The sequence below is a fragment of the Streptomyces sp. WP-1 genome, assembly GCF_030450125.1.
Taxonomy (GTDB): domain Bacteria; phylum Actinomycetota; class Actinomycetes; order Streptomycetales; family Streptomycetaceae; genus Streptomyces; species Streptomyces incarnatus.
In genome coordinates this window covers 3,666,254-3,686,705 of sequence record NZ_CP123923.1, presented here as the reverse complement: position 1 = coordinate 3,686,705, position 20,452 = coordinate 3,666,254, and the positions used below count along the sequence as shown (strand labels likewise).

Sequence of the window (20,452 nt, the reverse complement as noted above, 5' to 3'; positions counted from 1 at the left end):
TTTCCCGGCTCTCGAAACGGCTTCGCGCGGCTTCGGGCGCCAAGGCTGGGGTACCGTCGGAAGAACTGTCTTATCAAACTCACTATGGCAGGAGGGACGGGGCGGCACCGCTCCGTATGGATGGACGTGAAGCGATACTTCCGTGGGCCGGTCATGTGGATCGTGCTGGCCGTCCTTGCCGTGGTCGTGTTGATGCAGGTCGTCGGCTCGTCCGGCGGCTACAAGTCGGTGGACACCGGCCAGGTCGTCGCGGCGATCAATGCCAACAGGGTCCAGTCGGCCAAGCTGACCACCGGCGACGAGCAGACCGTCAAGGTCACGCTCAAGGACGGTCAGAAGGTCGAGGGCAGCTCCAAGATCCAGGCGAGCTACATCGGTGACCAGGGCGCTCAGCTCGCCGACAATCTCCAGACCAGGTACCAGAACAAGCAGATCCCGGACGGCTACACCATCTCGCCGTCGAAGCAGAACCCGTTCGTCGGTGTGCTGCTCTCCCTGCTGCCGTTCGTTCTGATCGTCGTCGTCTTCCTGTTCCTGATGAACCAGATGCAGGGCGGCGGCTCCCGGGTCATGAACTTCGGGAAGTCCAAGGCCAAGCTCATCACCAAGGACACCCCGAAGACGACCTTCTCCGACGTCGCCGGCTGCGACGAGGCCGTCGAGGAACTCCACGAGATCAAGGAGTTCCTCCAGGAGCCGGCCAAGTTCCAGGCCGTCGGCGCCAAGATCCCCAAGGGTGTGCTGCTCTACGGCCGCCCGGGTACCGGCAAGACCCTGCTGGCGCGTGCCGTCGCGGGCGAGGCCGGGGTGCCCTTCTACTCGATCTCCGGCTCGGACTTCGTGGAGATGTTCGTCGGTGTCGGCGCCTCCCGTGTCCGCGACCTGTTCGAGCAGGCCAAGGCGAACGCCCCGGCGATCGTCTTCGTGGACGAGATCGACGCGGTCGGCCGCCACCGCGGCGCCGGCCTCGGCGGTGGTCACGACGAGCGCGAGCAGACCCTCAACCAGCTGCTGGTCGAGATGGACGGCTTCGACGTCAAGGGCGGCGTGATCCTGATCGCGGCGACCAACCGGCCCGACATCCTGGACCCGGCGCTGCTGCGTCCCGGCCGGTTCGACCGCCAGATCGCCGTCGACCCGCCGGACCTCCAGGGCCGTCTGGAGATCCTCAAGGTCCACCAGAAGGGCAAGCCGGTCGCCGCCGACGTCGACCTGGCCGCCGTCGCCCGCCGTACCCCCGGCATGACCGGCGCCGACCTGGCCAACGTGCTGAACGAGGCGGCGCTGCTCACCGCCCGCAGCGACCAGAAGCTGATCGACAACAAGGCGCTGGACGAGGCGATCGACCGCGTGGTCGCGGGCCCGCAGAAGCGGACCCGGATCATGTCGGACAAGGAGAAGAAGATCACCGCGTACCACGAGGGCGGTCACGCTCTGGTCGCGGCGGCCTCGCCGAACTCCGATCCGGTGCACAAGATCACGATCCTGTCCCGCGGCCGCGCCCTCGGCTACACCATGGTCCTGCCGGACGAGGACAAGTACTCGACCACGCGCAACGAGATGCTCGACCAGCTCGCCTACATGCTGGGCGGCCGGGCGGCCGAGGAACTGGTCTTCCACGACCCGACCACCGGTGCCGCCAACGACATCGAGAAGGCCACCAACCTGGCCCGCGCGATGGTCACCCAGTACGGCATGACCGAGCGGCTCGGCGCCATCAAGTTCGGCGGCGACAACAGCGAGCCCTTCCTCGGCCGTGAGATGGCGCACCAGCGCGACTACTCGGAAGAGGTCGCCGCGCTGGTGGACGAAGAGGTCAAGAAGCTCATCGAGACCGCGCACAACGAGGCCTGGGAGATCCTGGTCGAGAACCGCGACGTGCTCGACCACCTCGTGCTCCAGCTGCTGGAGAAGGAGACGCTGGGCAAGGAGGAGATCGCCGAGGTCTTCGCCTCCATCGTCAAGCGCCCGGCGCGGCCCGCCTGGACCGGCTCCTCGCGTCGTACCCCCTCCACCCGCCCGCCGGTGCTCTCCCCCAAGGAGCTGGCACTGACCAACGGTGCGAACGGCACGACGGCCGCGATCAGCACGGTCAAGTCCACCGCCACCGAGTCCGCCCCCGTGACGGACCAGACCCCGGAGGAGCGCCCGGAGAGCTGACCGCACCTCGGTCGCTTCCCGGCCACTCGGGCCCGGAATGAACGCCGCGCCCCCCAGGTTCTAGCCTGGGGGGCGCGGCATTTCCCGTATGCACGCACGTGGGACGACAGGAACGAGGCACCAGATGACCGACCCGGTGACGCTGGACAGCGAGCGCCCCGTCGGCGAGTTCGACGAGAAGCGCGCCGAGAACGCCGTACGCGAGCTGCTGATCGCCATCGGTGAGGACCCCGACCGCGAGGGACTGCGGGAGACGCCGGCCCGGGTGGCGCGGGCGTACCAGGAGATCTTCGCCGGCCTGTGGCAGAAGCCGGAGGACGTGCTCACCACGACGTTCGACCTGGGCCACGACGAGATGGTCCTGGTCAAGGACATCGAGGTGTACTCGACCTGCGAGCACCACCTGGTGCCGTTCCGGGGCGTCGCCCATGTCGGCTACATCCCGTCGGTCTCCGGGAAGATCACCGGCCTGTCCAAGCTGGCCCGCCTGGTGGACGTCTACGCCCGCCGGCCGCAGGTGCAGGAGCGGCTCACCACGCAGATCGCGGACTCCCTGATGGAGATCCTGGAGCCGCGCGGTGTCATCGTGGTCGTCGAGTGCGAGCACATGTGCATGTCGATGCGCGGCATCCGCAAGCCGGGCGCCAAGACCATAACGTCCGCGGTGCGCGGTCAGCTGCGGGACGCGGCGACCCGCAACGAGGCCATGAGCCTGATCATGGCGCGCTGAGCCGAGGCCTCGCGGCGGGGGCCGGGGGACCGGCGGTCAGGACGCCGGTTCCGCGCCCTGGTGGTGGTCCTGGTCGTCGTCCTCGGGGAGCTTGCAGACGCGCTCCAGGAAGATGGCGGCCGCTATGACGGCGAGTCCGGCCAGGACGGAGAACCCGGCGTAGAAGGCCTGGTCGCGGCGCGCCGGGAGGTCGAGCAGCTCCAGCAGGAACACGCCCGTGCCGCCGTACATCCCGGCGACGAGGGCGGCGACCAGGGCGCTGGCCTGGGCGAAGACGACCGCGCGGGCCGCCATCAGCGGATCGACGCCCTTCGCGCCGGGGCGCCGCTCGCGCTGGGCCTTGAAGCGGGCCCGCAGCGAGAGCGCCGTGGCCAGCAGGACCACGGCGATCAGGGCGAGCACGACGGGTGCGGCCAGGGGGACGCTGGGCAGGGTCCCGATCGAGTTCCAGAGGCGGGCGCCCGCCCAGGACAGGATGCCCGCCACGACGAACACGCCGACCAGCACCCTGATGCGCAGCTCTCTCACGGTGTCCCTTCACTTCCCCCGGCCCGGGTCCCGGATGGGCCCGGATGCTCGACTGCCGAGTCGTCGTTGACCTTAACGACTATTCGGGCAGTCGGAGTTCCAGGTCCGCGCGCGGCTCGACACCTTCGCGGGTGACGGCGGCGAGCAGGTCGGCCACGGCGCCGCGGCCGGGCACCTGGGCGCCGGGGTCCACGTCGTGCCAGGGCGCGAGCACGAAGGCGCGCTCATGGGCGCGCGGGTGGGGCAGGGTCAGCTGCGGGTCGTCGGAGGTGACATCGGCGTAGGCCACGATGTCCACGTCCAGGGTGCGCGGGGCCCAGCGTTCGTCGCGGACGCGGTTGAACGCCTCCTCGATGGCATGCCCCCGCTCCAGCAGGGAGGACGGCGGCAGGGTGGTCTTCAGGGCCACGACCGCGTTGAAGTACGACGGCTGGCTGCCGGGCTCGACGCCCCAGGGCTCGGTCTCGTAGACCGGCGACACGGCCTTCACGCGGACGCCGGGCGTGTCCTCCAGCGCGTCCACGGCGCCCTGGAGGGTCTCCAGGCGGTTGCCGAGGTTGGAACCGATGGAGATCACGGCCCACTTGGGGTTCTGGAGGGTGGTGTCCGCCGCGTCCACCCGCTCGACGACGGAGGCGGGCACCGGCTGGACGGTCGGGTCACTGTGACCCTGGACGAAAGGTCGGGTCATACTCGGCTCCGGGTGATGGTGACGGTCACGTCGTCGAAGGGGACGGTGATCGGGGCGTCCGGTTTGTGGACGCACACCTCGACCTCCTGGACCCCTTCGTGTTTCAGGCAGGTCTGGGCGATCCGCTCGGCGAGGGTCTCGATGAGGTTCACCGGCTCGCCCTCGACCACGGCCACGACCTCCTCGGCCACGATGCCGTAGTGCACGGTCCTCGTCAGGTCGTCGTCGGCCGCGGCCGGCCGGGTGTCCAGGCCGAGGACGAGGTCCACGAGGAAGGTCTGGCCCTCCTCGCGCTCCCTGGGGAACACACCATGGTGCCCACGAGCCTTCAGGCCGCGCAGCGCGACACGATCCACGCGAATCACTCCTGCAATCGTCGGGAACGACCGGTCGTACCGCGTGCCTGCGAGACGCCGGTCGCACACGAATCTACCTGCGGGCACCGACAGCGCCGGGCCCCAGGGGCACGGGCGCGGCCGGAAACGGCGGGGTCCGCCGCCCGTTTTCCCCGGTGGGACCGGTCGCGCCGGGGGCGGGCAGCCGCTCGTACCCCGGGGTAGGTGATTCCAGCCACTTCCGGGAACCGCCCGGCCGCCCGCCCTTCGCCTACCCCCTCAGCCGAGGGGACCGTCGTCCGGATTCAGCCCTTTCGTGCCGTCGTCGTCGGCCTCGGTGTCGTCGTCGCTCTCGGCGAGCACGGGGGAGGCGTGGTGCGACCAGAGCTTCCAGCCCTCGGGGGTGCGCCGGAACACATTGGTGGCGACGACGAGCTGGCCGACCAGCGGCCCGAGTTCGTCGCCCTCCGCCGGGGCGGGGCCGCCGCTGAGGATGTTCTCGGTGCAGGTGACCAGCGCGGTGTCACCGGTGACGGAGACATGGACGTCGGTCAGGAAGAACTGGATGTAGTCGGTGTTCGCCATGATCAGGGCGTACGACCTGAGCACCTCGCCGCGCCCCGTGAGCACCGGCCAGCCCGGGTGCACGCAGGAGATCACGCCACTGTCCGCGGGGTCGTGGTACTCCTCGTCCACGCCCAGGTCGGCGGGGGTGAGCCAGAGGTCCGAGACCTCCTCGAAGTCGCCGCGTTCCAGGGCCTCGTAGAAGGCGGTGTTGGCGGCTTCGACCTGTTCGACGTCGGTGTGCGGGGCGCTCACCGGGCTCCGTCCGTCGAACCGTCCGCACCGTCCGCCGTCCGGGCCGCTTCGACCGCGCGGGCGACCCGTACGGCGTCGGCGGTGGCGCGCACCTCGTGGACGCGGACGGCCCAGGCGCCGGCCTGCGCCGCGAGCGCGGAGACGGCGGCGGTGGCGGCGTCGCGCTCCCGGGCGGGCGGGGGCGCGCCCTCGGGCCCGGCGAGAACCCGGCCGAGGAACCGCTTGCGGGAGGCGGCCACCAGCAGCGGGTGGCCGAGCGCGGTCAGCCGGTCGAGGCGGGCGAGGAGGGCGAGGTCGTGCTCGGCCTCCTTGGAGAAGCCGAGGCCGGGGTCGACCACGATCCGGTCCGGCGCGACACCGCCGGCCAGGACGGCGTCCACCCGGGCGCGCAGTTCGCCGACGACTTCGCCGACGACATCGTCGTAAACGCCGTGCACGGCGGCGCCCTCCAGGAGGCCGCGCCAGTGCATGACGACGAAGGGGGCGCCGGCGTCGGCGACCACCGGGATCATCCCGGGGTCGGCGAGCCCGCCGCTGACGTCGTTGACGAGGACCGCGCCGGCTTCGAGGGCCCGGGCCGCGACGGAGGCGCGCATGGTGTCGACGGAGACCACGACGCCCTCGGAGGCGAGTCCGCGCACGACCGGGACGACCCGCCGCAGCTCCTCGGCCTCGTCCACCCGGGTGGCGCCCGGACGGGTGGACTCGCCGCCCACGTCCACCAGGTCGGCGCCCTCGGCGACCAGGTCGAGGCCGTGCTTGACGGCCGCGGTGGTGTCGAACCAGCGGCCGCCGTCGGAGAAGGAATCGGGGGTGACGTTCACGACCCCCATGACCGCGCACCGGTCCCATGCCGGAAGGCCCGCCACTCGGCCGCGCCCGCTGTGGTTGTTCATACGTTCAGCGTAGGCCCCGGGCGGCGCCGCCACGGCCCGGAGGGCGGAGGCGGCGCCGGGAAGAGCGATCATGCCGCGCGGGCGTCCCGTTCGGTCACCGAGTGGGCGCACCCGCGCGCGGCGGCCGAGCGGCGGCGGCGCAGGAAGCGGGGCAGCGGCAGGGCCAGGTTGACGAAGCCCTCGGCCTGCATGGTGGCGAAGCCGATGCGGGGCAGGTCGGTGGTGGCGCGGTAGACGATGAAGCGCGGCTCCCAGCGCGGCTGGAACTTGGCGTTGAACTTGTACAGCGACTCGATCTGGAACCAGCGCGAGAGGAACACCAGCAGCCCGCGCCAGGCGCGCAGCACCGGGCCCGCGCCGATCTTCTCGCCGCGCGCGAGGGCGGAGCGGAACATGGCGAAGTTCAGCGAGACCCGGGTGATGCCGAACTTGGGGGCGGCCTGGAGGGCGGCCACGATCAGCAGTTCGTTCATGCCGGGGTCGGCGCTGCGGTCACGGCGCATCAGGTCGAGCGAGGCGCCGTCCGTGCCCCAGGGCACGAAGTGCAGGATCGCCTTCAGGTCGCCGTACTCGCCCGCGTCGTCGTCGGCCTTGTGGGCGGTGGCTATGAGGCAGTCGCCGTCGGACGGGTCGCCGATGCGGCCCAGCGCCATGGAGAAGCCGCGCTCGGTGTCGGTGCCGCGCCAGTCCTCGGCGGCCCGCCGGACGCGCTCCAGTTCCGCGTCGCCGAGGTCATGGATACGCCGTACCCGGGTTTCGTAGCCGGCCCGCTCGATGCGCTTGACCATCTGCCGGACGTTGCGCATGGCGCGCCCGGCGAGCGAGAAATCCGCCACGTCCACCACCGCCTCGTCGCCCAGCTCCAGGGCGTCCAGGCCGGTCTCGCGGGTCCACACCTCGCCCCCGGTCTCCGAGCAGCCCACGACCGCGGGGGTCCAGGAGTGTGCCTTGGCCTCGTCCATGAAGCGCTCGATGGCGCCCGGCCAGGCCTCGACGTCGCCGATGGGGTCGCCGCTGGCGAGCATCACGCCGGAGATGACGCGGTAGGTGACCGCCGCCTTGCCGCTGGGCGAGAAGACGACCGCCTTGTCGCGGCGCAGCGCGAAGTGGCCGAGGGAGTCGCGGCGGCCGTGCTTGACCAGCAGCTCCCGAAGTTTCACCTCGTCGTCCTCGGTGAGGTGGGCGGCCGGGTGCTCGGGGCGGAAGGCCAGGTAGATCGTGGTGACGGCGGTGAGCCAGCCGAGGGCGCCGAGCGAGAACGCGACGGTCCAGGAGGTCGCGCCCTGGTAGTCGACCGGGCCCTCGAAGCCGACCAGGCCGTAGACGACATGGGTGAGCCGGGCGGCCAGGCTCGGGTCGCCCACCGTGCGGTGCGGGTGGACGCTGACGATGACCATCCCGAGGACCAGCGAACCGGCGCTCATCAGCACGAAGTTGGCGAGCGCCCGCCAGCGGCTGCGCGGGTCGGGCAGGGCCGCGAACTCCCGGCGGTGCCACACCAGCGGCACCAGCAGCAGGATCGTGATCAGCAGGCCGATCAGCGAGTGCCGGTAGGCCAGTTGGGCCACCGCGCCGGCCGGCAGGAGCGCGACCGCGGCGCGCCACGCACGGCGCTTGCGCCGCCTGAGTCCGTGCGCGAGCAGCAGCAGCAGCACACCGGCGCTCAGCGAGAGCGCCGCCGCGAAGGGCCCGAAGGACCCGGGCAGCACCTCGGCGATGGCGTGCATACGGCTGTGCCGGAAGCGCGGGAAGACCCCGGCGGCGATGTCCAGGAGCCCGACGAGGGCGACCGCCCTGCCGACCAGACCGGGGACGGCCTCGGGGCGCGGGCCGCGCAGTATGCGCCGCGCCCGGCTTGATCGGCTCGGAACCCCGCCCGACATTTCCCCATCTATCCTGACAGACATCGCATCCCGTAGTTCTGCGAGAGACCTTGAACCCGGGCCCGATCGGGCATCCGGTGACATTGCGCCCTCTAGGACGGTGTCTTGGGGAGAGAGGTTCACTCCCCACCGGAAAGTCGGGCCAAAGGCCGAGGAAAGCCCCGGGCAAACCCACGTGAGAAGGCGTGGGCGCGGACGGGCCTAGAGCGCAGGCAGGAACAGTCCATGGGTCTCACGAGCAACAAGGTGCTGCTGCTGGCGATCGTGTTCGCCGTGGCGCTGTTCGCGGGCACGGTGTGGCTGTGGCCGCGCCTGGCACGGCAGCACTGGCGGACCATCGGCGGCCGGGTCGGGCTGCTGCTCGCCACCCAGGTCGCGGTGTTCGCCTCGGTGGGCCTCGCCGCCAACCAGGCCTTCGGCTTCTACGCGACCTGGGCGGACCTGTTCGGGCAGGAGGACGGCCAGGGCGTGGTCGTCGACCACATAGCGGACGGCGCCGGCAGCCCGATCCGGGTGGTCTCCGCCTCGCGGGTGCCCGGGGTGAGCAGCGGGGTGCCGCAGGTGGCCGGGCAGGTGCAGAAGATCGACATCCTGGGCCGTACGACGAAGATCGCCGCGCCGGCGTTCGTGTACCTGCCGCCGGAGTACTTCCGGCCGGGCCAGCGCGACCGCAGGTTCCCGGTCGCGGTCGTGCTGACCGGCTACCCCGGCACCGCGCAGGCGCTGGTGGACAAGCTGAACTACCCGAGCACGGCCCAGCGCCTCGTCAAGGGCGGCAAGATGCAGCCGATGATCCTGGTGATGCTGCGCCCGTCCGTGGCGCCGCCGCGGGACACCGAGTGCGTGGACGTGCCGCGGGGCCCGCAGACGGAGACGTTCTTCGCCAAGGACCTGCGCGAGTCGGTGATGAGCCGTTACCGGGTGGACCCCACGCCCGCGAGCTGGGGCATCATCGGCGACTCCACCGGCGGGTACTGCGCGCTGAAGATCGCCATGCACCACCCGAAGTCGTACGGCGCCGCCGTGGGCCTGTCGCCGTACTACAAGGCGCCGATCGACCCGACCACCGGTGACCTGTTCCACGGTGACGAGAACCTGCGCAATCGTGCCAACCTCTTCTGGATGCTCAAGCACCAGGCGGCCCCCGAAACGTCACTGCTCGTCACCAGCAGCAAGATCGGCGAGCACAACTACAAGGACACGCTCCGGTTCATCAAGAACGTCCAGGACACCAACGTGACCAGGATTTCTTCGATCATCCTTCCGAGCGGCGGGCACAACTTCAACACCTGGCGCCGGGAGATCCCGGCGGCCCTCCAGTGGCTCGGCGCCCGGCTCGTCTCCCACTGAGCGTTTCGATCCTGACGCCCCGTGAAGCGCGCGGTATGGCCGTGTTTTTGCGGGGCGGGGGCCCATCGGTCGCCTACGCGCGGTAAGTTTCTGGCCATGCCACGTGGACGCCACCGCCATTCCCCGCCTCTGCACCGGCTGTTGCCTCCCTCCGCGATCGCCGGCGTCTCCGTCGTGTGCGCGCTGGGCCCCTGGGTGTTCTCCGAGGCCACGGTGTTGCGCGCACTGGCCGGGGCCGCCGCGGCGACCGCCCTCGCCGGTGCGTTCGTGATGCGCCGCTGGGACATCCACGCGGGCAAACAGGTCGCCGACCTCACCCGCGCCCGGGCCGGCGACGAATGGCGCTTCGAGGAACGGGTCGCCGAGCTGGAGGCCGACCTGGAGGAGTCGCGCGAACTGCGCGGCAAGCTGGAGCAGCGGCTGCGCGCCAAACGCGCCGAACTGGCGGCCCTGCGCAACGAGCACGCCGCCCTGCTGCGCCGCTACGCCACCGCGGAGACCGAGCGCGCCAGCGCCCTGGAGGGGCGCCGCCTGCTGGAGATCGAGTCGGGCGGGCCCGCGCTGGAGCCGGCCGGGCGTACGGCGCCCTCGCTGCCGTCCCGCGCGGCCTCCCCGGCACTGCCGGCGGCGCGGAGCGCGGAGCGGGCCGCCGCCGGCGGCGAGGAGCCGGAGAAGGCGTACGACGTCTTCTCGGCCGCGGGCGCCGAGCTGTACGGGCAGGCGCTGCGGGCGCTCGCGGCGTTCGACCGGGATGCGGCGGGGAGCGCCGGGACCGCCACCACCGCTGGGTCCGCGTCCGCGCCGGTGTCCGAGACGGTGGGCGAGGACGAGGCCGGTGCCAAAGGGGACGGCGCCGAGGGAGACATAGCCGGGCGGGGCGAGGCCGGGGCCGAGACGGCGTCTGCGGCCGAGGTCGTACCGGAAGGCGGGGACGCGCGGGGGGCCGCCGAGGACGTCGAGGGCGCCTCGGGTGCCGCGAACGCCCCGGGTGCCGCGAACGCCGAGAGCTACGAGAGCGCCGAAGGCGTGCGGGACCTGCCGGGCGGTGAAGCGGCGGCGCAGGACCGGCCGCTGACGGCCGACGGACACGCCACGGCCGACGTTCACGCGACGGCCGCCGAGCCCGCCGCGCCTAAGACCGCCGAGTCCCCGGTGGCCGCCGGGGCCCCCGAGGCCCCCGCGAGCCCCGAGGCCGCCGAGGCCGCCGAGGTCCCCGCATCCGCCGCCGCTTCCGAGACCCCCGTGGGCCGGGCCTCCGCCGGGCACTTCACCGTGCCGACCGCCGTGGCCGTCGTACCGGCCACGCCCGCGCGGCGCCCGCTGACCGAGGGGGGTTTCGACTTCTTCGGCACGCAGAAGGCGACGCCCGAGGCCGCGCTGGACGCCGTGCAGAACGAGGACCTGGCCGATGTCGTCGGCCAGGAGGCGCTGGCCGTGCACAAGGCCGAGGCGGAGGCGCGGTTCAAGCCCGCCGACGACAGCGCGCGCGGTGTCGGCCAGGTCATCGACCTGACGGCGCACGACGAGACCGAGGTGATCGACGTCCAGGGGCTGCGCAGCGCGGCCTCCTGACGACGGCGCGTCCCGCACCGGGCCCGGCCCCCGCACGGGGAGCCGGGCCTTCGCGCGTCCCGGCATGGGGGAAACTGGGGGCATGAGTCCTACGACGCAGACCACGGTCGGGATCGGCGGTGCCGCGGAGAGCACCGACATGGTGCTCAACATCGGGCCCCAGCACCCGTCCACGCACGGCGTGCTGCGGCTCAGGCTGGTGCTGGACGGCGAGCGCATCGTGTCGGCCGAGCCGGTGATCGGCTATATGCACCGCGGTGCCGAGAAACTCTTCGAGGCGCGGGACTACCGGCAGATCATCATGCTGGCCAACCGCCATGACTGGCTGTCGGCGTTCTCGAACGAGCTGGGCGTGGTCCTCGCCGTGGAGCGGATGCTCGGCATGGAGGTCCCGCGGCGCGCGGTGTGGACGCGCACCCTGCTCGCCGAGCTGAACCGGGTGCTCAACCACCTGATGTTCCTCGGCTCCTACCCGCTCGAACTGGGCGGGATCACCCCGGTGTTCTACGCGTTCCGCGAGCGCGAGGTGCTCCAGAACGTCATGGAGGAGGTCTCCGGCGGGCGCATGCACTACATGTTCAACCGCGTCGGCGGCCTCAAGGAGGACCTGCCGGCCGGGTGGACGGCCCGTGCCCGTGCCGCCGTCGCGGCGGTGCGCTCCCGTATGCACGTCTTCGACGACCTGGTGCTCGGCAACGAGATCTTCCGGGGGCGCACGCGCGGGGTCGGCGCGCTCGCTCCCGAGGCGGTGCACGCCTACGGGGTGAGCGGGCCCATCGCGCGCGGCTCGGGCGTCGACTTCGACCTGCGCCGCGACGAGCCGTACCTGGCGTACGGCGAGCTCCAGGACACGCTGGAGGTCGTCACCCGGAGCGAGGGCGACTGCCTGGCCCGCTTCGAGGTGCTGCTGGCGCAGACGCACAACGCGCTGGACCTCGCGGACGCCTGCCTGGACCGGATCGCCGAGCTGGCGCCCGGGCCGATCAACCAGCGGCTGCCGAAGGTGCTGAAGGCGCCCGAGGGCCATACGTACGCCTGGACCGAGAACCCGCTCGGCATCAACGGCTACTACCTGGTCAGCAAGGGCGAGAAGACCCCGTACCGGCTCAAGCTGCGCTCGGCGTCGTACAACAACATCCAGGTGCTGACCGAGCTGCTGCCCGGGACGCTGGTGGCGGACATGGTGGCGATCCTGGGCTCGATGTTCTTCGTGGTCGGCGACATCGACAAGTAGGCCCGGACCGACATCGACAGGCAGGTCCGGCCCGGCATCGAGAAGCAGGCCCGGCCGGCGGACCGGTTCAGGCCAGCGGGTCCGCGATGTCCACCGCCCGGAGCAGCCAGCCGAAGTCGCCGAGGCCGCCCCGCGCGGTGAGTTCGGCGGCCTCCCCGGCGCTCGCCAGGGCGCGCACATAGGCGGCGGGGTCGGTGGAGGCGAGCGTGAGCGGGGGGCGCGCGCCGGTGAGGCCGAGGGCGTCGAGGGCGGCGCGCTGGGTCAGCAGGCGCGCGGGGGCCGGGTGCCGGTCCGCCGCCGCGCACGCGTCCAGGGCGACATGGGCCGTGATGTCGCAGCTGCCGTCCGGTACGGGGGCCGTCTCGCGGCCCGCGCGGAAGCCGGTGAGCGTGCCGAACGGGGGGCGCGCGCCGGCGGTGTGGGCGTAGTCCACGGCCACCGCGAGCCCGCGCGCCACCCGGCCCGCGACCTTCGCCCACGCCCGGTCGCGGGGCAGCCCGATCTCCGCCCGCGCCCCCTCCTCGGCCCCCAGCGGCCACCAGCGCGCCAGCCAGTCCGCGTCCGCTCCGGTCACCGGGCCGCCGAGGCGCTCGGTGCCGTCGTCGCCGACGAGCACGTACCGGGGCACCCCGGCGGGGTCCGTCTCGGCCACGTCCACGGGCACGTTGTCCAGCCACTCGTTGGCGAACAGCAGCCCGGTGATCCGTGCCGGGGGCTCGTCGCGCCAGACGACGCGTTCGTCCAGGTCCGCGGGGCGGCCGGCGATCTCCACGGCGTACGGCCGCACGCGCGCCGCCACCTCGCGCGGCAGCGCGGCGAGCACCCCGGTGACCAGTTCGCCCCGCCCGGCGGCCATGTCCACGAAGTCCAGCGCCCCGGGGCGGCCCAGCGCCGTGTCGACCCGCTGGAGCAGCTCCGCCACGGCCCCCGCGAAGAGCCGTGAGGCGTGCACGGACGTACGGAAGTGCCCGCCGGGCCCCTCGGGGCGCCGGTAGAAGCCCGCGGGGCCGTACAGGGCCTCCTCGGCCGCCGCCCGCCAGCCGCGCGGGCCCCCGGGCGCCTCCCGCCGCTGCCCCCGCGTCTCCTGCGTCACGGCACCAGGGTAGGCCCACAGATGATCATCTCCTCCACCTTGGGGAGTACGCGCGCCGGGCCCGGATCGGCCCTCCGGTTGACCCGGTCGGGCATTCCGTTTCCCTACTCTGGGTTACGTGCAGCGCCTCTACGACTTCCTCCGCCGCCACCCGACCGGGGTCGACTCCTTCTGGGCCGTCGTCCTGTTCGGGCTGTCGGTGCTGAGCGAGGCCAATCTCCAGGGGACGCCCGCCCACCGGGGTTCGCTCACCGCGGCGGTCGTGGTCTCCGCCGTCCTGTGCGCCGTCGTCGCGCTGCGCCGCCTCTTCCCGGAGCGGATGCTGCTGCTCGCGCTCGCCACCGGGCTCGCCCAGCTGGTGCTGGACGTGGAGACGACCGTCGCCGACTTCGCCCTGCTGGTGATCGCCTACACCGTCGCCACGACGGGCGCGCGCTGGGCCTCCCGGCTCGCCCTGGTCGCCAGCTTCTGCGCCGCGAGCATGGCCCAACTGCGCTGGCCCGCGCAGCACTCCGGTTTCCTCGGGCAGATCGCCATCGTGGTCTTCCAGACCGTGCCGTTCGCGCTCGCCTGGGTGCTCGGCGACTCTATGCGCACCCGGCGCGCCTACTTCGCCCAGCTGGAGGAGCGCGCGGCCCGCCTGGAGAAGGAGCGCGAGGCGCAGTCCAAGGTCGCGGTCGCCGCCGAGCGCGCCCGGATCGCCCGCGAGCTGCACGATGTCGTCGCGCACAACGTGTCCGTGATGGTGGTCCAGGCCGACGGTGCCGCCTACGTCCTGGACGCCGCCCCCGACCAGGCCAGGAAGGCCCTGGAGACGATCTCCTCGACCGGCAGGCAGGCCCTGGCCGAGATGCGCCGCCTGCTGGGCGTGCTGCGCACCGGGGAGCACCAGGAGAGCGGGGAGTACGTCCCGCAGCCGGACGTCGGGCAGATCGACGAGCTGATCGAGCAGTGCCGCCGCTCCGGCCTCCCCGTCGACTTCAAGGTGGAGGGCACCCCGCGCCCGCTGCCCAGCGGGGTGGAGCTGACCGCGTACCGGATCGTGCAGGAGGCGCTCACCAACACCCGCAAGCACGGCGGGCCGAACACCGGTGCGAGCGTCCGTCTGGTCTACTTCGACGACGGTCTGGGACTGCTCGTGGAGGACGACGGCAAGGGCGCCCCGCAGGAGCTGTACGAGGAGGGTGGCGCCGACGGCCGGGGGCACGGCCTGATCGGGATGCGCGAGCGCGTCGGCATGGTCGGCGGCACCCTGGACGCCGGGCCACGTCCCGGCGGAGGGTTCCGTATCAGCGCCCTCCTGCCGCTCAAACCGGCGCACTGAGTCACCGAAGACGGATGGAAGAAGGACCCCGATGACGATCCGCGTGATGCTCGTCGACGACCAGGTGCTGCTGCGCACCGGGTTCGGGATGGTGCTCGCCGCCCAGCCGGACATGGAGGTCGTCGCCGAGGCGGGCGACGGGGTCGAGGCCCTGGAGGCGCTGCGCTCCACCCAGGTCGACGTCGTCCTGATGGACGTCCGCATGCCCAAGCTCGACGGCGTGGAGGCCACCCGGCGCATCTGCGAGCAGCCCGATGCGCCCAAGGTGCTGATCCTGACCACCTTCGACCTGGACGAGTACGCCTTCTCCGGGCTGAAGGCGGGCGCGTCCGGCTTCATGCTCAAGGACGTGCCGCCCGGCGAGCTGCTGGCCGCCATCCGCGCCGTGCACAGCGGTGACGCGGTGGTGGCGCCCTCCACCACGCGCCGCCTGCTGGACCGGTTCGCGCCGATGCTGCCCTCCGCCGGCCGGGACCCCAAGCACAAGGAGCTGGAGCGGCTCACCGAGCGGGAGCGCGAGGTGATGGTGCTGGTCGCGCAGGGCCTGTCCAACGGGGAGATCGCGGCCCGGCTCGTGCTGTCCGAGGCGACCGTGAAGACCCATGTGGGCCGCATCCTCACCAAGCTGGGCCTGCGGGACCGGGTGCAGGTGGTGGTGCTGGCCTACGAGACCGGCCTGGTGCGGGCCGGCGGCCACCGCTGAACCACGGCGGCACACCGCCGCGCAAGCCCCGGCGCCCCCCCTCAGTCCCGGCCCGGCAGCCGTCGTACGAAGTCCCGTACGGCGGCCCGCACATCCTCCGCCGTCCACTCCAGGCCGGACCCGCGCACGGACACCTCCGTGCAGGCCATGCCGGGGCCCGCCGCGCCCGACCAGTGGCCCGGGAAGAGGGCCACCGAGGTCTCCTCGGCCTGCCGCAGCGCCGCCTCGGCCACCGTCTCGGGCCCGTACGGCAGCCAGACCTGGAACTCATGGGTGTGCGGCACCCCAGGATGCACCCGCGCCCAGGGCAGACCCGCCTCGGCGAACCCCTCGCGCAGCGCGGCGGCGACCACGCGCGCGTGGCGGACGTACTCCGGCAGCCGGGGCAGTTCGCGCTCCAGGCCGATCAGCGCGGACAGCGCGGTCGGGAACTGCTGGAAGATCTGCCCGCCGTACCGGTGCCGCCAGGCCCGCGCCTCCTCGACCAGCGTGCGCGGCCCGGCGAGCGCGGCGCCGCCGAGGCCGTCGAGGGACTTGTAGAACGACACGTAGACGCTGTCGGCCAGGCCCGCGATCTCCGCCAGGGGGCGCCCGAAGTGCTCGGTGCACTCCCACAGGCGCGCGCCGTCGAAGTGCACCACCGCCTCCCGCTCCCGCGCCGCCTCGACCAGCTCGGTCAGCTCCTCCCAGGCGGGCAGCACGAAACCGGCGTCCCGGAGCGGCAGTTCGAGCATCAGCGCCCCGAAGGGCTCCGCCAGGCCGCGTATCTCCGCCGCCGTCGGCTGGTCGATGCCGCTGCCCACGTTCACCGGGCGCAGCCCGCTGACCTGGCTGAGGGCGTCGCGTTCGTGCACCTCGGGGTGGGCGAGCGGGTGCAGGGCCACCGCCGGATTGCCGGTGCGGGCCGCCCAGCAGCGCAGCGCCACCTGCTGGGCCATCGTGCCCGACGGGAAGAACGCGGCGTCCTCGGTCCCCAGCAGCGCGGCGACCCGCTCCTCCAGGCTCGCCACGATCCGGTTGCCGTAGACGTCGGCCGGTTCGTCCAGGTCGTAGACCTCCGCGCCCGCCTCCGCCAGGTCCGCGAGGCGTTCGCGCAGCGAGTCGCCCGCGGCCGCGTGGCCCAGCCGGCGTGCGCCCCGCCGCCGTACGGCCGCCCACCGCTCCTTGGCCGTAGGCTCCCTCCGCTCCCCGGTGGTGGGTTCCGTGTCCTGCCCGGATGCGTCCTGCCCAGATGTCTCGGTCATGCCCGGGATCATGCCGCGCCGGGGCCGCCCGGGGCACCGGGAATTCCGCGGCACGGCCCGCGCGTGTCGAAACCCACAGCCTGTGGACAACCGGTCGGCACCGGACCGAGATAGCGTTAACATGACGAGAAATCGTCCGGTACATCGTCCGGTACCCGAAGCGGACTGGAACGGGAAGGCCGCCGTCGCGTGAGCACAGTCCACCAGCAAGACCACCAGGACCGCCCCGCGCGGCTCACCGTCGGCGTCGTGGGCGCCGGCCGGGTGGGCCCCGCGCTGGCCGCGTCCCTCCAGCTCGCCGGGCATCGCCCGGTGGCCGTCTCCGGTGTCTCCGACGCCTCCCGCAGGCGCGCCGAGGCCCTGCTCCCGGGCGTGCCCCTGGTGCCGCCCGCCGAGGTCCTGCGGCGCGCCGACCTGGTGCTGCTCACCGTCCCCGACGACGTGCTGCCCGCCCTGGTCACCGGCCTCGCCGAGACCGGTGCCGTGCGGCCCGGACAACTGCTCGTGCACACCTCGGGACGGTACGGCGCCAAGGTCCTCGACCCCGCCCTGCGGGCCGGCGCCCTGCCGCTCGCCCTGCACCCCGCGATGACCTTCACCGGCACCGCCGTCGACGTCCAGCGCCTCGCGGGCTGCTCCTTCGGCGTCACCGCGCCCGAGGAACTGCGGCTGGCCGCCCAGGCCCTGGTGATCGAGATGGGCGGCGAGCCGGAGTGGATCAGCGAGGAGAACCGCCCGCTCTACCACGCGGCCCTCGCGCTCGGCGCCAACCACCTGGTCACCCTGGTCGCCCAGGCCATGGAGCTGCTGCGCACGGCCGGTGTCGAGGCCCCCGACCGGATGCTCGGCCCGCTGCTCGGCGCCGCCCTGGACAACGCCCTGCGCTCCGGGGACGCGGCCCTGACCGGGCCGGTCGCGCGCGGGGACGCCGGCACCGTCGCCGCGCACCTCGTCGAGCTGCGCAAGCACGCCCCGGCGGCCGTCGCGGGATACGTCGCGATGGCCCGCGCCACCGCCGACCGCGCCCTCGCGCACGGCCTGCTCAAGCCCGAACTCGCCGAGGACCTGCTCGGGGCGCTGGCCGACGGCACGGGCCCGGCCGCACCGGACGGCACGACCGGCACCAAGAGCGACGACAGCGACGACCACGACGGCACCGACGGCCCGACCGGCACCGAGGGGAACGACCGATGACCACCGCCCTGCTCCACACCGCCCAGGAGCTGCACGCCCGCACCCGCAAGGGCCGCCGCGCCGTCGTGATGACCATGGGCGCCCTGCACGAGGGCCACGCCACCCTCTTCCGCCGCGCGCGCGAGATCGCGGGCCCGGACGGCGAGGTCGTCGTGACCGTCTTCGTCAACCCGCTCCAGTTCGGCGCGGGCGAGGACCTGGACCGCTATCCGCGCACCCTGGAAGCCGATCTGAAGATCGCCGAACAGGCCGGTGCCGACGCCGTGTTCGCGCCCTCCGTGGACGAGGTCTACCCCGGCGGCGACCCCCAGGTCCGCGTCACCGCGGGCCCGATGGGCGAATGCCTGGAGGGCTCCTCCCGCCCCGGGCACTTCGACGGCATGCTGACCGTCGTCGCCAAGCTGCTCCACCTCAGCCGCCCCGACGTCGCCCTCTACGGCCAGAAGGACGCCCAGCAGCTCGCCCTGATCCGGCGCATGGTGCGGGACCTGAACTTCGGCATCGAGATCGTCGGCGTGCCGACCGTGCGCGAGGAGGACGGGCTCGCGCTGTCCAGCCGCAACCGCTTCCTGTCGGCCGACGAGCGCCGCACCGCCCTCGCGCTCTCCCGCGCGCTGTTCGCCGGCCGTGACCGGCACGCCGCGCAGGAGGCGCTGCGCGCGCGGGCCCTCGAAGTGCCCGCCACCCAGGCGCGCGCCGAGGCGCTGAGCGCGATAGGGGAGTCCCGCGCGGCCGCCGACGCGCACGCGGTGGCCACCGCCGCCCCCGGCGGCCCGGCCGCCGTCCGCGCCGCCGCCCGCCAGGTCCTGGACGAGGCGACCCGCTACGACCCGCCGCTCGAACCGGACTACCTCGCCCTGGTCGACCCGTCCGACTTCACCGAGATCGGCGACGACTTCACCGGCGAGGCCGTGCTCGCCGTCGCGGCCCGGGTCGGCGCCACCCGGCTGATCGACAACCTCCCGCTCACCTTCGGCACCCTCGGAGCCGCCTCGTGACCAGCACCGGCATACGACTGCACGCGCCCGCCCCCGGCTGGGCCATCGCCGCGGACGTGGTCGTCGTCGGCTCCGGCGTGGCCGGGCTGACCGCCGCCCTGCGCTGCGAGGCCGCCGGACTGACCACGGTGGTGGTCACCAAGGCCCGCCTGGACGACGGCTCCACCCGCTGGGCCCAGGGCGGCATCGCGGCCGCCCTCGGCGAGGGCGACACCCCCGAACAGCACCTGGAGGACACCCTGGTGGCGGGCGCCGGGCTGTGCGACGAGTCGGCCGTACGCCTCCTGGTCACCGAGGGCCCGGGCGCGGTACGACGGCTCATCGAGACCGGCGCGCACTTCGACGAGTCCTCCGAGGGCGGCCTCGCGCTCACCCGCGAGGGCGGCCACCACCGGCGCCGGATCGCGCACGCGGGCGGCGACGCCACCGGCGCCGAGATCTCCCGCGCGCTGGTCGAGGCGGTCCGCGCGCGCGGCCTGCGCACCATCGAGAACGCGCTGGTCCTGGACCTGCTCACGGACGCCGAGGGCCGCACGGCCGGCGTCACCCTGCATGTCATGGGAGAGGGCCAGCACGACGGCGTGGGCGCCGTGCACGCCCCCGCGGTGGTCCTCGCCACCGGCGGCATGGGCCAGGTGTTCGCCGCCACCACCAACCCGTCGGTGTCCACCGGCGACGGCGTGGCCCTCGCGCTGCGCGCGGGCGCCGAGGTCAGCGACCTGGAGTTCGTGCAGTTCCACCCGACCGTGCTGTTTCTCGGCGCCGACGCGGAGGGCCAGCAGCCGCTGGTCTCCGAGGCGGTGCGCGGCGAGGGCGCCCACCTGGTCGACGCCGACGGCGTGCGCTTCATGGCCGGGCAGCACGAACTGGCCGAGCTGGCGCCCCGGGACATCGTCGCCAAGGCCATCACGCGGCGGATGCGGGAGCAGGACGCCGAGCACATGTTCCTCGACGCCCGCCACTTCGGCGCCGAGATGTGGGAGCACCGCTTCCCGACCATCCTGGCCGCCTGCCGGGCCAACGGCATCGACCCGGTCACCGAGCCCATCCCGATCGCTCCGGCCGCCCACTACGCCTCCGGGGGCGTGCGCACCGACGACCACGGCCGCACCACCGTGCCGGGCCTGTACGCGAGCGGGGAGTGCGCCTGCACCGGCGTGCACGGCGCCAACCGGCTCGCCTCCAACTCCCTCCTGGAGGGCCTGGTCTACGCCGAGCGGATCGCCGCGGACATCGCCGCCGAGCGCGCCGCCGACGGGCTGCGCGCGCGGGTGCCCGAGCCGGTCCCGCACCCCGGCAGGCCCGCGCATCCGCTGCTCGCCCCCGAGTCCCGGTTCGCCATCCAGCGGATCATGACCGTCGGCGCGGGCGTGCTGCGCGGCGCGGAGTCCCTCGCCGGGGCCGCCGAGCAGCTCCAGAAGCTGCACACGGACGCCCGGGACGCCCTGGACGTGCACGGCAAGACCGCCGAGCCCGGTGTGGACACCTGGGAGGCCACCAACCTCCTGTGCGTGGCCCGCGTCCTGGTCGCCGCCGCCCGGCTGCGCGAGGAGACCCGCGGCTGCCACTGGCGCGACGACCACGCCGAGCGCGACGACGCCCACTGGCGGCGCCATATCGTCGTCACGCTCGATCCGGACCGTTCGCTGGCGGTGCGCCCCACCGACACCGCAGACTTCCCCCCTACCCGGTAACGAC

General features: G+C 73.2%; 18 protein-coding genes. 10 read left to right on the top strand and 8 right to left on the bottom strand.

Annotated features, from left to right (window positions below):
* The first annotated feature begins 120 nt into the window (after positions 1-120).
* Together ftsH and folE are read left to right on the top strand one after the other, a co-directional pair.
* On the top strand, positions 121-2,160 hold the full coding sequence (gene ftsH, locus QHG49_RS16000) for an ATP-dependent zinc metalloprotease FtsH (protein ID WP_201300810.1): 2,040 nt from the start codon (positions 121-123) through the stop codon (positions 2,158-2,160).
* 124 nt (positions 2,161-2,284) lie between these two features.
* Complete coding sequence (folE, locus tag QHG49_RS15995; RefSeq protein ID WP_128791086.1) at positions 2,285-2,890, top strand: GTP cyclohydrolase I FolE; 606 nt, start codon at positions 2,285-2,287, stop codon at positions 2,888-2,890.
* 36 nt (positions 2,891-2,926) lie between these two features.
* Here the strand turns inward: folE and QHG49_RS15990 are convergent, their stop codons facing one another.
* The 6 genes from QHG49_RS15990 to QHG49_RS15965 all read right to left on the bottom strand — a co-directional run bounded on the left by QHG49_RS15990 (position 2,927) and on the right by QHG49_RS15965 (position 8,042).
* Positions 2,927-3,418 carry a DUF3180 domain-containing protein gene (locus QHG49_RS15990; RefSeq protein WP_159703703.1) on the bottom strand — a complete coding sequence of 164 codons (492 nt, stop codon included), beginning with the start codon at positions 3,416-3,418 and terminating at the stop codon, positions 2,927-2,929.
* Between the two features lie 79 nt (positions 3,419-3,497).
* Positions 3,498-4,109, bottom strand: a complete 612-nt coding sequence (gene folK, locus QHG49_RS15985; protein ID WP_145487978.1) for a 2-amino-4-hydroxy-6-hydroxymethyldihydropteridine diphosphokinase — start codon at positions 4,107-4,109, stop codon at positions 3,498-3,500.
* Positions 4,106-4,465 carry a dihydroneopterin aldolase gene (gene folB / locus QHG49_RS15980; RefSeq protein WP_145487976.1) on the bottom strand — a complete coding sequence of 120 codons (360 nt, stop codon included), beginning with the start codon at positions 4,463-4,465 and terminating at the stop codon, positions 4,106-4,108. The genes folK and folB overlap by 4 nt, the downstream gene beginning before the upstream one ends.
* A gap of 258 nt (positions 4,466-4,723) precedes the next feature.
* Positions 4,724-5,263, bottom strand: coding sequence for a nuclear transport factor 2 family protein (locus tag QHG49_RS15975; RefSeq protein WP_301490099.1), 540 nt, complete (start codon positions 5,261-5,263; stop codon positions 4,724-4,726).
* Positions 5,260-6,159 (bottom strand): dihydropteroate synthase, encoded by a 900-nt coding sequence (gene folP, locus QHG49_RS15970; RefSeq protein ID WP_145487972.1) that lies wholly within the window; start codon positions 6,157-6,159, stop codon positions 5,260-5,262. Before folP ends, QHG49_RS15975 begins: the two co-directional genes overlap by 4 nt.
* A gap of 68 nt (positions 6,160-6,227) precedes the next feature.
* A complete protein-coding gene (locus QHG49_RS15965; RefSeq protein ID WP_159703712.1) occupies positions 6,228-8,042 on the bottom strand; it encodes a phosphatidylglycerol lysyltransferase domain-containing protein in 1,815 nt (604 codons plus the stop codon).
* A 225-nt stretch (positions 8,043-8,267) separates the two neighbouring features.
* Here QHG49_RS15965 and QHG49_RS15960 point away from each other — a divergent pair, with 225 nt between their 5' ends.
* The 3 genes from QHG49_RS15960 (at position 8,268) to QHG49_RS15950 (ending at position 12,198) form a co-directional block, all read left to right on the top strand.
* Entirely contained in the window at positions 8,268-9,392 is a 1,125-nt protein-coding gene (locus QHG49_RS15960) for an esterase family protein (protein WP_159703715.1), read from the top strand.
* Between the two features lie 96 nt (positions 9,393-9,488).
* Entirely contained in the window at positions 9,489-10,964 is a 1,476-nt protein-coding gene (locus tag QHG49_RS15955) for a hypothetical protein (RefSeq protein ID WP_301490097.1), read from the top strand.
* Positions 10,965-11,046: 82 nt separating this feature from the next.
* Positions 11,047-12,198 (top strand): NADH-quinone oxidoreductase subunit D, encoded by a 1,152-nt coding sequence (locus tag QHG49_RS15950; protein ID WP_145487966.1) that lies wholly within the window; start codon positions 11,047-11,049, stop codon positions 12,196-12,198.
* Positions 12,199-12,265: 67 nt separating this feature from the next.
* Here the strand turns inward: QHG49_RS15950 and QHG49_RS15945 are convergent, their stop codons facing one another.
* Positions 12,266-13,291 carry an SAM-dependent methyltransferase gene (locus tag QHG49_RS15945; protein WP_301490095.1) on the bottom strand — a complete coding sequence of 342 codons (1,026 nt, stop codon included), beginning with the start codon at positions 13,289-13,291 and terminating at the stop codon, positions 12,266-12,268.
* 118 nt (positions 13,292-13,409) lie between these two features.
* Between QHG49_RS15945 and QHG49_RS15940 the strand changes: the two genes are divergently transcribed.
* Positions 13,410-14,615, top strand: coding sequence for a sensor histidine kinase (locus QHG49_RS15940; protein ID WP_301490094.1), 1,206 nt, complete (start codon positions 13,410-13,412; stop codon positions 14,613-14,615).
* Positions 14,616-14,646: 31 nt separating this feature from the next.
* On the top strand, positions 14,647-15,318 hold the full coding sequence (locus tag QHG49_RS15935; protein WP_145487960.1) for a response regulator transcription factor: 672 nt from the start codon (positions 14,647-14,649) through the stop codon (positions 15,316-15,318).
* Between the two features lie 41 nt (positions 15,319-15,359).
* On the opposite strand, the gene QHG49_RS15930 is transcribed toward QHG49_RS15935, so the two are convergent.
* Entirely contained in the window at positions 15,360-16,574 is a 1,215-nt protein-coding gene (locus QHG49_RS15930) for a low specificity L-threonine aldolase (protein ID WP_301490093.1), read from the bottom strand.
* Positions 16,575-16,751: 177 nt separating this feature from the next.
* Here QHG49_RS15930 and QHG49_RS15925 point away from each other — a divergent pair, with 177 nt between their 5' ends.
* The 3 genes from QHG49_RS15925 to QHG49_RS15915 are packed head-to-tail and all read left to right on the top strand — an operon-like array spanning position 16,752 to position 20,448.
* Positions 16,752-17,756 carry a Rossmann-like and DUF2520 domain-containing protein gene (locus QHG49_RS15925; RefSeq protein WP_145487955.1) on the top strand — a complete coding sequence of 335 codons (1,005 nt, stop codon included), beginning with the start codon at positions 16,752-16,754 and terminating at the stop codon, positions 17,754-17,756.
* Positions 17,753-18,754, top strand: a complete 1,002-nt coding sequence (gene panC / locus QHG49_RS15920; protein WP_301490091.1) for a pantoate--beta-alanine ligase — start codon at positions 17,753-17,755, stop codon at positions 18,752-18,754. Before QHG49_RS15925 ends, panC begins: the two co-directional genes overlap by 4 nt.
* On the top strand, positions 18,751-20,448 hold the full coding sequence (locus QHG49_RS15915) for an L-aspartate oxidase (RefSeq protein ID WP_145487951.1): 1,698 nt from the start codon (positions 18,751-18,753) through the stop codon (positions 20,446-20,448). Before panC ends, QHG49_RS15915 begins: the two co-directional genes overlap by 4 nt.
* Positions 20,449-20,452: the final 4 nt, after the last annotated feature.